General features: G+C 38.5%; 13 protein-coding genes. 9 read left to right on the top strand and 4 right to left on the bottom strand.

Annotated features, from left to right (window positions below; genetic code table 11):
- Positions 1 to 130 precede the first annotated feature (130 nt).
- From LVD15_RS13800 to LVD15_RS13790, 3 genes are read left to right on the top strand one after another with little or no spacing between them, the layout of a single operon-like run.
- On the top strand, positions 131 to 1,882 hold the full coding sequence (locus LVD15_RS13800; protein WP_233775811.1) for an LTA synthase family protein: 1,752 nt from the start codon (positions 131 to 133) through the stop codon (positions 1,880 to 1,882).
- Positions 1,882 to 2,778: a diacylglycerol/lipid kinase family protein gene (locus tag LVD15_RS13795; protein WP_233775810.1), complete on the top strand. Its 897-nt coding sequence runs from the start codon at positions 1,882 to 1,884 to the stop codon at positions 2,776 to 2,778. The genes LVD15_RS13800 and LVD15_RS13795 overlap by 1 nt, the downstream gene beginning before the upstream one ends.
- Positions 2,779 to 2,800: 22 nt before the next feature.
- Positions 2,801 to 3,700 carry an SMP-30/gluconolactonase/LRE family protein gene (locus tag LVD15_RS13790; protein ID WP_233775809.1) on the top strand — a complete coding sequence of 300 codons (900 nt, stop codon included), beginning with the start codon at positions 2,801 to 2,803 and terminating at the stop codon, positions 3,698 to 3,700.
- An 18-nt stretch (positions 3,701 to 3,718) separates the two neighbouring features.
- Here the strand turns inward: LVD15_RS13790 and LVD15_RS13785 are convergent, their stop codons facing one another.
- Positions 3,719 to 4,447 carry a DUF4197 domain-containing protein gene (locus tag LVD15_RS13785; RefSeq protein WP_233775808.1) on the bottom strand — a complete coding sequence of 243 codons (729 nt, stop codon included), beginning with the start codon at positions 4,445 to 4,447 and terminating at the stop codon, positions 3,719 to 3,721.
- 199 nt (positions 4,448 to 4,646) lie between these two features.
- On the opposite strand from LVD15_RS13785, the gene LVD15_RS13780 reads away from it, so the two are divergent.
- The 3 genes from LVD15_RS13780 to LVD15_RS26875 all read left to right on the top strand — a co-directional run bounded on the left by LVD15_RS13780 (position 4,647) and on the right by LVD15_RS26875 (position 7,501).
- Positions 4,647 to 5,900 carry a competence/damage-inducible protein A gene (locus LVD15_RS13780; protein WP_233780917.1) on the top strand — a complete coding sequence of 418 codons (1,254 nt, stop codon included), beginning with the start codon at positions 4,647 to 4,649 and terminating at the stop codon, positions 5,898 to 5,900.
- A gap of 53 nt (positions 5,901 to 5,953) precedes the next feature.
- On the top strand, positions 5,954 to 7,261 hold the full coding sequence (locus tag LVD15_RS13775) for a dihydrolipoamide acetyltransferase family protein (RefSeq protein WP_233780916.1): 1,308 nt from the start codon (positions 5,954 to 5,956) through the stop codon (positions 7,259 to 7,261).
- Between the two features lie 105 nt (positions 7,262 to 7,366).
- Positions 7,367 to 7,501: a hypothetical protein gene (locus tag LVD15_RS26875; protein WP_255763402.1), complete on the top strand. Its 135-nt coding sequence runs from the start codon at positions 7,367 to 7,369 to the stop codon at positions 7,499 to 7,501.
- Positions 7,502 to 7,575: 74 nt separating this feature from the next.
- Here LVD15_RS26875 and LVD15_RS13770 read toward each other — a convergent pair whose 3' ends face one another.
- Positions 7,576 to 8,004 carry an FKBP-type peptidyl-prolyl cis-trans isomerase gene (locus LVD15_RS13770; RefSeq protein WP_233780915.1) on the bottom strand — a complete coding sequence of 143 codons (429 nt, stop codon included), beginning with the start codon at positions 8,002 to 8,004 and terminating at the stop codon, positions 7,576 to 7,578.
- Between the two features lie 141 nt (positions 8,005 to 8,145).
- Here LVD15_RS13770 and LVD15_RS13765 point away from each other — a divergent pair, with 141 nt between their 5' ends.
- On the top strand, positions 8,146 to 8,754 hold the full coding sequence (locus tag LVD15_RS13765; protein WP_233780914.1) for a trimeric intracellular cation channel family protein: 609 nt from the start codon (positions 8,146 to 8,148) through the stop codon (positions 8,752 to 8,754).
- Here the strand turns inward: LVD15_RS13765 and LVD15_RS13760 are convergent, their stop codons facing one another.
- Complete coding sequence (locus LVD15_RS13760; protein ID WP_233780913.1) at positions 8,755 to 9,327, bottom strand: thioredoxin family protein; 573 nt, start codon at positions 9,325 to 9,327, stop codon at positions 8,755 to 8,757.
- Positions 9,328 to 9,371: 44 nt separating this feature from the next.
- Positions 9,372 to 10,280, bottom strand: coding sequence for a tRNA (adenosine(37)-N6)-dimethylallyltransferase MiaA (gene miaA / locus LVD15_RS13755; protein WP_233780912.1), 909 nt, complete (start codon positions 10,278 to 10,280; stop codon positions 9,372 to 9,374).
- A 97-nt stretch (positions 10,281 to 10,377) separates the two neighbouring features.
- On the opposite strand from miaA, the gene LVD15_RS13750 reads away from it, so the two are divergent.
- On the top strand, positions 10,378 to 12,735 hold the full coding sequence (locus tag LVD15_RS13750) for a PAS domain-containing hybrid sensor histidine kinase/response regulator (protein WP_233780911.1): 2,358 nt from the start codon (positions 10,378 to 10,380) through the stop codon (positions 12,733 to 12,735).
- Between the two features lie 11 nt (positions 12,736 to 12,746).
- Entirely contained in the window at positions 12,747 to 13,115 is a 369-nt protein-coding gene (locus LVD15_RS13745; RefSeq protein ID WP_233780910.1) for a response regulator, read from the top strand.

Raw genomic sequence — 13,115 nt, 5'->3', positions numbered from 1 at the left:
TATTAAATTAATATTATCTTTGCATGCGCTTAACAAGAAGAGGATATTAACGATGAAAGCAAGGGCTTTACTTTTTTTAAGATATAGTATATTCTGGTTGTTATTTTTCATTTCAGCAAGAATCATATTCATGATTTACTACTTTGAACAGACTAGTACTTTAGGAATACCTGAAATAGTTCTGGCAATACTGAATGGCCTAAGACTCGACCTATCAGCCACCGGCTATTTCTTACTCATACCTGGTCTTTTACTTACAGCTTCTCCTTTTATACAAAACAAGGTAATAAGAGTCGCCTTTCATGTCTACACCTCCATATTACTACTGTTATGTAGCTTCATACTCACGCTGGATCTGGAAATGTACAAGCACTGGGGTTTCAGACTCGATGCCACCCCGCTTCTTTACGTTGGTCAGGATACCACCATAGCTGTTGATGGCCTTACGGTTACAGTATTGATTTTGATATGGCTATTGATTTTTGGTGCATTTATATATCTATACACCAAAATGATTTACCCTAAACTCTTAGAGCTAAAGCCCAGCAACTGGAAAACGGCAGTTGTTCAACTTTTTCTGACTGCTTTTTTAATATTGCCGATTAGAGGTTCTTTAGGCGTGGCTCCTATTAACGTAGGAACGGTTTATTTTGATAACGAACATATTTTCGCCAATCATGCGGCCATCAATGTAGTGTGGAACACTGGCTATGCCGTAAGCAAATTTAACAGACTTCACTACCCGGAAAATTATCTTGATAAAGAAACCACTGATAAATATTTCAAGGACTTATATGCCGCATCAGGAGAAACAACCAAGCTATTAAATACTTCTCAGCCCAATATCATCATTATAGTTTTAGAAAGCTTCACCTACAGGTTAATTGAGCCTTTAGGAGGTGTACCCGGCGTGGCTCCTGAACTCAGCGCTCTCAGTAAAGAAGGGGTTTTATTTGATCATATGTATGCCTCTGGTGATCGTACTGATAAAGGAATAGTTTCTGTGCTTAGTGGATACCCCGCTCAGCCCAAAGGATCAATCATTAAATACCCTAAAAAGACACAAGGCCTGCCCTACCTAAGCAAAAAGTTTAACAAAATGGGCTACTCCAGCAGTTTTACTTATGGAGGTAATATCGACTTTGCCAATTTCAGATCTTACCTTAGTAATGCTGGTTTTGAGAAAATCACGCACAGCGGCAGCTTCCCTGATTCTTTAAATAACAGTAAATGGGGAGTGCATGATGGTTATGTTTTTGATGAATTTCTACAAGAAAGTAATGCTTCTCAAAAGCCTTTCTTCAAAGTAATGCTTACCCTTAGCAGTCATGAGCCTTTTGATGTACCTATGGAAACGGCCATTAAAGGAGATGATGATATTTCTAAGTTTCTTAACTCCGCTCATTATACTGATCAGTGTATTGGTAAATTCATTGCAGAAGCAAAAAAAACCGATTGGTGGGATAATACGCTCATTGTTTTCACTGCAGATCATGGTCACCCTATGCCTGACAATCAGGGACTGGCTAACCCGCGCCGATTCAAAATACCTATGCTATGGCTGGGCGGTGCGCTTAGCGTGCAAGACACCGTAATCAGTGAAATTGGTAGTCAAACCGATATTGCTAACACCATACTAGCTCAGGTTGACAAGCCAGATCCTGAGTTTACTTTCAGTCAGAATATTCTGGATAAAGACCATCATGACTTTGCGGTTTTTGTGTTTAACAATGGTTATGGTTATGTAGATGAAAACCAAGAGCTTATTTATGACAACACCGGCAAAAGGTATTTAACAAAAGAAGGCGCTGACACAGAAGAACAGTTGTGGCCCAGCATGGCCTTTATGCAGCATTTATATAGTGATTATAATAAGCGCTAATGGAATCTAAAACTCAAACGGCCCTTTTTATAATCAACCCAAAATCTGGTACTACCAAAAAAAAGGGAGTGACTGCTCTATTAGATTATTGTCTTGACAGCTCCAAAATCTCTCATGAAATAATTTACACTCAGTATGCTGGTGAAGGAAGAGAAATAGCTGAGCGAGAAAAAAACAATTATGACCTGATAGTAGCCGTTGGTGGTGATGGCACCATAAATGAAATTGCTGGTCCTCTAATTAACACTGATACTACTTTAGGCATTATACCTATGGGCTCTGGCAATGGTTTGGCAAGGCATTTAAAAATCCCTCTGAATGCCAAAAAAGCGATCAGCCTGTTAAATAGCCAGCACTCAAAAAAAATAGACACCATCACACTTAATAATGACATTTTTGTGAATGTAGCTGGTGTTGGCTTTGATGCTCATATTGCCAGCCTCTTCGCTGAGAGCAAAAAAAGAGGCTTTCTTTCTTATGGACTGCTGGCACTGCAAGAAATCATAAAATTTAAATCTACAGGCTACAGACTAGTAATAGACGGCCAGGAAAAAATAGAAAAAGCTCCTTTCCTCATCTCTATTGCTAACTCATCACAATATGGCAACAATGCGCACATAGCTCCCGGAGCTGAAATTTCTGATGGGCTAATGGATATATGCATCATGCAAAAGATCCCTTTTTGGTATTACCCAGCCCTTATATTCCACCTGTTTAATGGAACCCTTACCCGCTCCAGATATTACCAAACCTGGCAGGGCAAAGAGGCGCACATTCGCTTATTAGAAGATGTAGAACACAAAAGCATACACCTGGATGGTGATCCTTATCAATTGAAAGAAGATATTTTACTATCAGTCAACCCATTATCATTAAAGGTAGCCTGTAATATATAACACTCCTTATTATCTTTATTAAATGAATAAAATATTAGCTCTCCTTTTCGTTTGTGCTATCCCTGGCTTTGCTTCAGCACAATTAATTGATGACAATCATATTATTGCTCTGGGTGCTGAACTTACTTTATTAAGCAGCGACTATTCATTCACTGAAGGTCCTGCGGCAGATAAAGATGGTAATGTTTACTTTACAGATCAGCCTAACAATCAAATTATTAAGTGGGATGCCAAGACCAATAAACTTTCCACTTTCCTTTCTTCTTCAGGTCGTTCTAATGGCATGTACTTCAATGCTGAGGGCCAGCTCATTGCCTGTGCAGACATGGATAATGAACTTTGGGCTATAGATCAGGAAGGAGACCATACGATGATCATTGATAACTATGGAGATGAATTATTAAATGGCCCCAATGACCTTTGGATAGCGCCAAATGGCAATATATACTTCACTGATCCACTGTACAAAAGAGACTACTGGACTCGTAACCCAGAAATGCAGCAGGACGGAAAATATGTTTACTTGCTTACTAAACAAGGAGCTCTTAGCAGAGTAACCTCTGCCTATGAACAGCCTAATGGTATAGTGGGCACGCCTAACGGCAAAAAACTCTATGTAGCTGATATAGGAGCCGGAAAAATCTTCAATTATAAAATAAGTAAAACAGGTGAGCTTACTAAGAAAAAGTTATTCACTAGCATGGGCTCTGATGGTATGACGCTAGATAATCAAGGAAACTTGTACATTACGGGAAAAGGCGTTACTGTATTCAACAAAAAGGGAAAGAAAATAGCCTACATTCCTGTCCCTGAAAAATGGACTGCGAACATCTGCTTTGGAGGAACAAATAACAACACTCTTTTCATTGCGGCCAGTGAAAGTGTTTATACATTAAAGATGAATGTAAAAGGAGCGCAATAATGCACTCCTCTATATTTCTTAATCCTGAGCAGCAAAAACCTTTTTAAGAATTTCGCTGGTACGCGCTACCGGATCTTCCCGTATTTTTTTCTCTTCATCGGCCACCAATGTAAATAGACCTTCAATGGCTTTATCAGTAGCATAGTCATCCAAATCAGGATTCACATCATCTACCAAAGGAATTTTATTATAAGTAGTAATTATGCTGCTGTAATATTTAGTAGCATTTACTTTATCCAAAGAATTTTTAATTACAGGCTTAAACTTCTCCTTCAGCTGACTTGATGTTACCCTTTTCAGATATTGAGTAGCTGCATCGTCATCTCCTTTTAGAATATTCCAGGCATCTTGAATAGTCATAGATTTTATTGCCGTCACAAAGATTGGCTTAGCCTCTTTAGCCGCATCTTCAGCGCCACGGTTAAGTTGCTTCACAAACTTATCTACTTCATCTCCCAGTCCTATTTGTCTAAGCTTAGTCTCCACTTTTTGCACATCAGGAGGAAAAGGAATTTTTATCTCAGGGTTTTTAAAATAGCCATCTATCTTAGAAGCATCTGCAGAACCATTACTAATTCCTTTAATCAAAGCCTCTTTCAGTCCGGCTACCACCTGGTCGGTGGTTAGCCCGCCACCATTACCCATTGCATCATTAATTCCACCTATAGTTTTGTTAATCTGCGCCGTAGTGCAGGCTGCAACAATAGCCAGCGCAAACAAACTCATCAAAAAGTAAATTTTCTTCATTGTAATTATTGTTAAAATCACAATTTACACAAAACGAGCATTATTGAATACTCTACACTTCATTTTTTGGTCTCGCCCATTATACCTGCCATAAACTTTTGGTATCTCTGGTTTGATTATCTCCTATTATAATCTATAATAGTTAGCTTTGCAGAATTAAAAACCTACGAGGTTAACTCAAAAGCTAGTAAAATATCAGATGCATAAAACCAAAGCTGAAATACTAACCATAGGTGATGAAATTCTCTATGGCCAAATCACAGATACTAATTCACAATGGATGAGCGCCGAACTAGACAAGGTGGGCATAAAAACAGTAAGAAAAACCACTGTTAGCGATTCCAGAGAAGACATTCTTAAAAGTTTTGAAGAAGCAGAAGCCAGAGCCAACATTGTTTTAATCACTGGTGGACTTGGGCCTACTAATGATGACCTCACCAAGCCTTGCCTGGCAGAATATTTCGGTTGCGATATTGAAATGAATGAAAAAGCCTTGCAAGAACTTACCGCTTTCTTTCATGATAAAGGTCGTGAGCTTACTGAGATCAACCGCCAACAGGCTGCTTTGCCTACCTGCTGTGAAATGGTGAGTAATGTTCTGGGCACCGCTGCCGGTATGTGGTTCGAAAGAAACGGCAAAGTGTTTGTCTCTATGCCTGGCGTACCCCATGAAATGAAACGCATGATGACTGACACCATCATACCTAAACTACAACAGGTATTTAATACAGACATCATTTATCATAAAATAATAAAAACCATTGGCATAGGAGAATCATGGTTAGCCGATATGATTAAAGACTGGGAAGATAACCTTCCTGAACATATTAAGCTGGCCTACCTGCCAAGCATGGGCCAGGTAAGGCTTAGACTTACCGCTGTAGGTAATGATCGTAGCCTGCTTGAAAGCGAAGTGAATGACCAGGTAAAGTCGCTACACACTTATGCCAGTAAATATATATATGGCTATGATGATGACACCATAGAAACAGTAATAGGCCAGTTGCTAAAAAGCCAAAACAAGACCCTAGCAATAGCCGAAAGCTGTACGGGAGGATATATTTCTCACCTTGTAACCAGGGTACCTGGCAGCTCTTCATATTTTAGAGGATCACTAATTCCTTACCATAATGATTTAAAAATTGGTATTTTAGAGGTGAAAAAAGAAACGCTGGACACTGACGGCGCTGTAAGCGAAGCCACTGTAACTGAAATGGCTAACAACGTAAGGCGTCAATTAGGAGCTGATATTGGAGTGGCCTCCAGCGGAGTAGCAGGACCTAGCGGCGGCACCGAAGAGAAACCGGTAGGCACCGTATGGATAGCTTTCGCTGATGGCGAACAAACAATAACAAAGAAATTGCAGTTATGGAAAGACAGGGAGATTAATATTAAAGCTACAGCAATAGCAGTATTGAATCTCATAAGAATTAGCCTTTTAGAAAGTAAATGACAAGGCAAAACATAACAATAGCACATTATAACGAATCATTTAAATATTAATAGATGGCACTAGTAGAATTAATCATGCCCAAAATGGGTGAAAGTATAATGGAAGCCACTGTGCTCTCATGGCTTAAAAAAGAAGGTGATACTATTGAACAAGATGAATCAGTACTGGAAGTAGCTACCGATAAAGTAGATACAGAAGTACCTTCTACTCACGCTGGTGTAATAAAGGAAATACTTGCCAAAGAAGGAGATGTAGTAGAAGTAGGTAAGGCCATCGCTATTATCACTACAGACGGTGAAGATAATGCTTCTGAACCTGACGAAGACCTTGAGCCTGTTACTACAACTACTGAAAAAGAGGTAGCTGCTGAGCCTGTAACTGCAGAGGCAAGTAATGGAATTACTTCCAAAGACAAAAATGGCCGTTTCTATTCTCCTTTAGTTAAAAATATAGCTAAAGAAGAAGGCATAGCCATGACTGAACTAGAAACCATTTCAGGCTCTGGCAAAGAAGGCCGAGTGACAAAAAAAGACATGCTGGACTATGTGAAAAACAGAAGTACCCAACCTACTTCTCCAGCTACCAATGGATCACATGTTTCTGCGGCTACTTCAGAACCAAAACGAGTTTCTGTATCTATCAGTGCTAATGATGAGATTATAGAAATGGATCGTATGCGTAAAATGATAGCAGAACGCATGCTAGACTCTAAGCGCATTTCACCCCATGTTACCTCATTTGTTGAGGCTGATGTGAGCAATGTAGTAGCATGGAGAAATAAATACAAAAAAGAATTTAAAGAGGTAGAAGGCGATACTTTGACCTTTACCCCTCTATTTATAGAAGCAGTAGTAAAAGCTATTAAAGACTACCCTATGATAAACATACAGGTAGACGGAGATAGAATAATCAAGAAAAAGGACATCAACATAGGTATGGCTGTGGCATTGCCTTCTGGCAACCTGATTGTGCCTGTAATCAAAAATGCTGACCAGCTTAATATTACCGGCTTAGCTAAAAAGGTAAACGACCTGGCCAGAAGAGCCCGAGCTAATAAGCTTTCTGCTGATGAGCTTTCTGGCGGTACTTTTACTATTTCCAACGTAGGCTCTTTTGGTAATGTAATGGGCACTCCTATTATAGTACAACCTCAGGTAGGCATCATGGCTCTAGGCGCAATAGTGAAAAAGCCAGCGGTAGTAGAAACACCTAATGGAGATGCTATAGCTATTAGACATAAAATGTTCCTTTCTCACAGCTATGACCACCGAGTAGTAGATGGCTCTCTGGGCGGCATGGTAGTAAGAAGAGTAGCTGATTACCTTGAAAAATTTGATTTAAACAGAGGCATGACTTCATGATAATTCATGCCTCAATCAAAAAACAATAAACAATACTTTAATATACCGGGATTATAATTTAAATTTGATCTCGTTATTTGAAGAAACCCCGAAAATTTTAGAACAATGGATATAAAATATATAGGAGACGGAGCTGATTTATTTATCACGATAGTGGCGTGTCTGGCTGGTTTTGGAGCAGCATTAGGCTTGTTAGATTCTCTTAAAAGCAAGAAAAAGAACAACTCTGAAGAAGCTTAATTCAGAAGTTTAAAACACAAAAAAGGCATAGATTATAATCTATGCCTTTTTTTATGCTCGTTTCTTTAAAACTATTAGTTAATAGAAACAAGTTCTATATCAAATACAAGATCTTTTCCAGCTAATGGGTGATTAGCATCTATTTCTATTGTTTCTGCTTCAACTTTTGTTACTAATACAGGAATAGACTGACCGTTAGGCTGTTGCATAGCCAGTTGCTGTCCTACTTCTGGTTTAAGATCAGCAGGAAGCTGAGCTTTAGGCACCTCTACAACCATCTCTGCATTTTTCTGTCCGTAACCTTCGTCTGCAGGTATATCAGCCGTTTTACTATCGCCAATTTTCATTCCTGTAACCGCCTTATCAAAACCGGCAATCATCATTCCCGAACCTAACTCAAACTCAAGAGGTTCTCTATCTTTAGAAGAATCGAATACAGACCCGTCTTTTAGTTTCCCAGTATAATGTACTTTTACTCTGTCGCCTTTTTTTGCTTCAGACATGATTTGTAATTTTATTTTTCTGATTTAATCCTTGATTTTCAAGGAAGCACAAAGTTAAGTAATTGCACCTCCAATAAAAAATACAAATAGTAGTCTAGCATATCTATGAAATATTTTATTTAGCATTGAACATTTACACTTATGAATTTACTCTACGCACTAGACATCATCGGTACTTTTGTGTTTGCCATAAGCGGCATTCGCCTGGCGGCAAAAAAGGATATGGACATTTTCGGAGCCACAGTAATAGGCTTTGTCACAGCTGTAGGCGGTGGCACCACGCGCGATGTACTGCTGGGCAGCTACCCTGTCACCTGGGTGCATGACCTTAATTATGCTATAGTTATACTTTTGGCCTTACCTTTCACCTTCATATTTAGGAAATACATTGTGAGCATGCACAGAACCTTCTTCGTGTTTGATACAGTAGGAATTGCGCTTTTCACCATCAGTGGCATGCAAAAAACACTGAACTTAGGCATCAATGAAGGACTAGCCATTACTATGGGAATGGTATCAGCCGTAGTGGGCGGTGTGATTAGAGATATGCTCTGTAATGAAATTCCGCTTATTTTCAGAAAAGAGATCTATGCTACCGCCTGTCTTTCAGGGGCTTTAGTTTTCTTCTTGCTAGATAAATATCAAATTTTCTCTCCGAACATCAATTATATAGCTACCGTACTCACCATTATAGTAATAAGGATAGTAGCTATTAAATACAATCTGTCTCTTCCTAAAATGAGAGCTTAACTAGTTAGCCGCCTGATATTCCTTTTGCCATTCAGTCCATTTGGTGTCTTTATAATGATCTCCACCAATAAACTTAATAATCTGATCAAACATTTCTGGCTTTTGATACCCCGGAACGGGTTGAATCATATTGAAATCTTCATCTAAAAATACTACTGTGGGGTAGCTAAGTTTATTTTGAAGTAATGCCGCCGCTAACTCATGATATCCCTTTCTGCCAGAAGGCACAAATTTAAAAACAGTGCCTTTAAAAACTATTGAGTCTCTTTGCTCAGCATTAAGCTTTACAGGATAAAAATTTTCGTTTAAATACTTAGCTATGTCAGGCTGATTGAAAGTGTTTTTATCCATCACTTTACACCATCCACACCAGTCAGTATATACATCCACAAAAACCTTTTTCTTCTCTTCTTTTGATTTGGCTACCGCCTCTTCAAAGCTATACCATTTTACCGCTCCTTCTTCAGCTTTAATTTCAGGTTGGCTGTCTTTTTCTTGCATAAGAAAAGCAGAGCTTCCTATAAAAACTATGAGTAACAACGGGGCATAAATACTTAAAAAAGCTTTCTTCATTTCTTCAGGTTTTATCTGTAAACGTGATTGTATTTAAAAAAATTTCATCTTCCTTTTTCCATACGCTGCTTTATATAACTCAGCGCCTCCTCTTTATCTTTAGGATGAAACCAAACTGTTTCATCATCTTTCCTAAACCAGGTCATCTGCCTTTTGGCATATCTTCTGGAGTTTCTTTTTAATAGCCTTACTGCTTCTTCATAATCATATTCACCATCCAAATAGTCAAAGATCTCCTTGTAACCTACCGTTTGCAGCGCATTAATATGCTTAAATTTATGAAATGATTCAGCTTCATCAAACAACCCCTCTTCTATCATCTGATCCATTCTTAAGTCTATACGCGCATATAACTCCTCTCTAGGGCGCTCCAGCCCTATTTTTATAGTATTAAAAGGCCTTTCTTTTTTACTATCCTTTCGTAGTTCTGAGTATTTCTGACCTGTACCGCGTATAACCTCTAAAGCTCTAATCACACGCTGCGGATTATTTACATCTACTTCAGCAAAGTACTCCGGATCTTTGTCGTTAAGCTCATTTAATAGTTTTTCAAGTCCATTTTCTGCAGCCTCTTTTTTAAGCTCATCTCTCACCTCTGCAGGTACTTGAGGCATCTCAGCCATTCCATCGGTAAGAGCCTTCACATATAAACCGGAGCCGCCGGTAAGCACAACCACATCATGTTTTTTATATAGTTCTTCCAGCAGTAGCAGAGCTTCTCGCTCAAAATCACCCGCATTAAAATCTTCATGAATAGAATGAGAATCTACAAAATGATGTATTGCCTGAGCCTGTTCCTCCTGCGTAGGCTTGGCAGTGCCTATCTCCAATTCTTTAAACACCTGTCGTGAATCTACTGAAACCACCTCAGTACCAAAAAATTGGGCCATCTCTATGCTAAAACTCGTTTTACCTACTGCTGTGGGTCCTACTATTACTATTAAGAATTTCACGCTCCGTTTTATAACAAAAATACTGTTATTAACTTTACTATACCAAAAGACTATTGTGTCAATAATACATTAAGTTATAATTAAGTATATTCACAGCGTGAAGAGTAATGCCAAAAAAACGGAGAAGCTGGAACATAAAGTAGATGAGCTAAAACAGCGCTTATATGATGAGCAAAACAAAATAGCTTTTACTAACGCTATTTTAGAAGGCGGATCACTCATTATATGGGCTGTAAACACAGAACTGGAGCTCATTTCTTTTAATCAGAATTACTTCAGGCACTTTCTGCAAAAAGACACTGATAGCCTTATTGGTTATGAAAGCCGCGGCAAGGTTAAAACCGAAGAAGCGGAGACCTTCTGGAAAAGAAAGTATGACGAAGCCCGCAAAGGTAAGTCTATAGACTTCGAAATAAGAATAGAAGCAGGAGGATGGCACTCATGGAAAGAAGTGTTCCTCACTCCTATTTATGATTCTATGGGTGAGATTATAGGCATATCAGGCCTTGCTCATGACATTACTGAGAAGATGCAATCGAAAATAAACCTCATAGTTAGTGAGGAGAAATTCAGAAACATCTTCGAATCTTTTCAGGATTTATATTTCAGGTTCGACTTCGATGGCAAAGTGATTATGCTCAGCCCTTCTGTTACTGATATCATAGGATATGAAGAAGAAGAAATTCTGGGCAAAGACATTATCGATTACTACAGCAGCAGCAGAAAAACAGCATTTCTCATTCGTAAGCTTACTGAATCAAAAAGCGTAAGAAACTTTGAAGCGGATCTGCTTCATAAAGATGGCACCTTAATTCACTGTATCTGTAATATCAGAATTATTAGTGATGAAGAAGATATTCCGCTTTATGTAGAAGGGGTAGCCAGAGACATATCTGAGCTCACAAAAACTCACAACGAATTACAACGCTCTAAAGAGATAGTAGAGAAATCTCTAAAAGTAAAAGAACGCTTTCTGGCCAATATGAGCCATGAAATACGCACTCCTCTGAACGGAATAATGGGAATGCTGCATCTATTAGATGAATCTAATCTTTCCGGAAAACAAAAAGACCATCTTAAAGCTCTTAAAAGCTCTTCAGAAGTACTACTAAACATATTGAATGACCTGCTGGACCTATCTAAAATAGAAGCAGGAAAAATGACTATTAACCACTCCGTGGTAGATAGTAAAGAGCTACTCAATAAAATTCAGCTCCTATACAACCAGCAGGCAGAACAAAAGCAAGTAACGCTTACTCACCGGATAGACTCCAGCGTGCCTAAGCTCATTTCATCTGATGAAACCAAACTCATTCAGATTTACTCCAACCTGGTGTCTAACGCTATAAAATTCACACCAGAACATGGCACTGTACATGTAGAGCTTAATTTTAAAAAGCAAGAGACAGAAAACACCATTATCTTAAGCGGTAGTGTTACAGACTCCGGCATAGGAATAGACGCTGACGATCAGGAAAAAATATTCTCCAGCTTCACTCAGCTGGATAGCTCTAGCAGTAAATCTTATAAAGGCACCGGCCTGGGCTTACACATTTCCAAAAAGATTATAAAACTCTTAAACGGAGATTTACAGCTAAAATCAGAACCTGGAAAAGGAAGTACTTTTTACTTCACCTTCCAGGCTAATCGGGTAACTGATTTTGTGCCTAACATGGAAAACAACCAAACGCCGCCTAAATTACTACAGCATCAACCCAAAGTGCTACTGGTAGATGATAATAAAGTAAACCTTGACCTGGCATTAGAGATACTCAAAAATGCAGGTTGTAAAGTAACTACAGCTAATAGTGGGGCTAAAGCTTTAAAATATTGCAAAAATGATGTGTTCGACATCATACTCATGGACATCCAAATGCCAGACATGGATGGCTACCAAACTACTACTAAGATTAAACAGGAATGTGCTTATACTCCTCCTATCATAGCCATGACTGCCTACTCTATAGATAGCGATAAAGAAAAATTCATAGCAGCGGGCATGAATGACGTTGTGGCCAAGCCCATAAAGCCGGCTATGCTTATACAAAAAGTAGAAGCATGGACTAGTGATGATTCTACCGAAGAAATCAATATTCAAAAGTCCGATAATGCGCTTTTATCAGATATTGACATGGCTACCTTAGAAACTTTGCGTAAATATGCAGGAACAGAGGTTTTAAACGAAACATTGTTAGAATTTGATAAGGAGTGCAAACAACAACTGGAAGATATACGTACAACTTTCAAGGAAAAGCAGTTTGAAGAAACATTAGTACTGTTACATACATTAAAAGGTAATGCTTCTACCCTAGGGGTAGAAAAAATAGCATATCAGGCAGAATTAATGGAAGACAAGATAAAAACAAAAAATTATCATAATTTTGAAGCTGACCTGTCCACCTTAAAAGTATTGTACAATTCGTTTTTAAACGTAGTTGGGAATTTAGTTACTTAAATTGATAATAGATGGCAAAGAAAATCTTACTTGCGGATGACAGTCCAGTAATCCAAACCCTATCAAAGAAAATTTTTCAAGGACAGGGATATGACTTTAAAGGCATAAAATCAGGCACTAAAGTTTTAAGTGAAATAGAAGGTGGTGACTATGATGTTTTAATTCTGGACATCATTTTACCGGGTGCTAACGGTATGGAATTAGCCAAAAAAATACGCGGTCTTAGTGACAGTAAAAAGGCAAATATTCCTATCATAGCTATTTCTGGAAATTACAAAAACTATTCAAAAACTGATTTTGATGAGGTAGGCATTAATGAATACCTTATTAAACCTTTAGATTATGACGCGTTAGTAAATGCGGTGAAAAAACATAGCTGA

Origin of the sequence: Fulvivirga maritima, from assembly GCF_021389955.1 — a bacterium.
Classification (GTDB): domain Bacteria; phylum Bacteroidota; class Bacteroidia; order Cytophagales; family Cyclobacteriaceae; genus Fulvivirga; species Fulvivirga maritima.
Note: the sequence above shows the minus strand (reverse complement) of the source record. Positions and strands in the feature narration are given on the sequence as shown.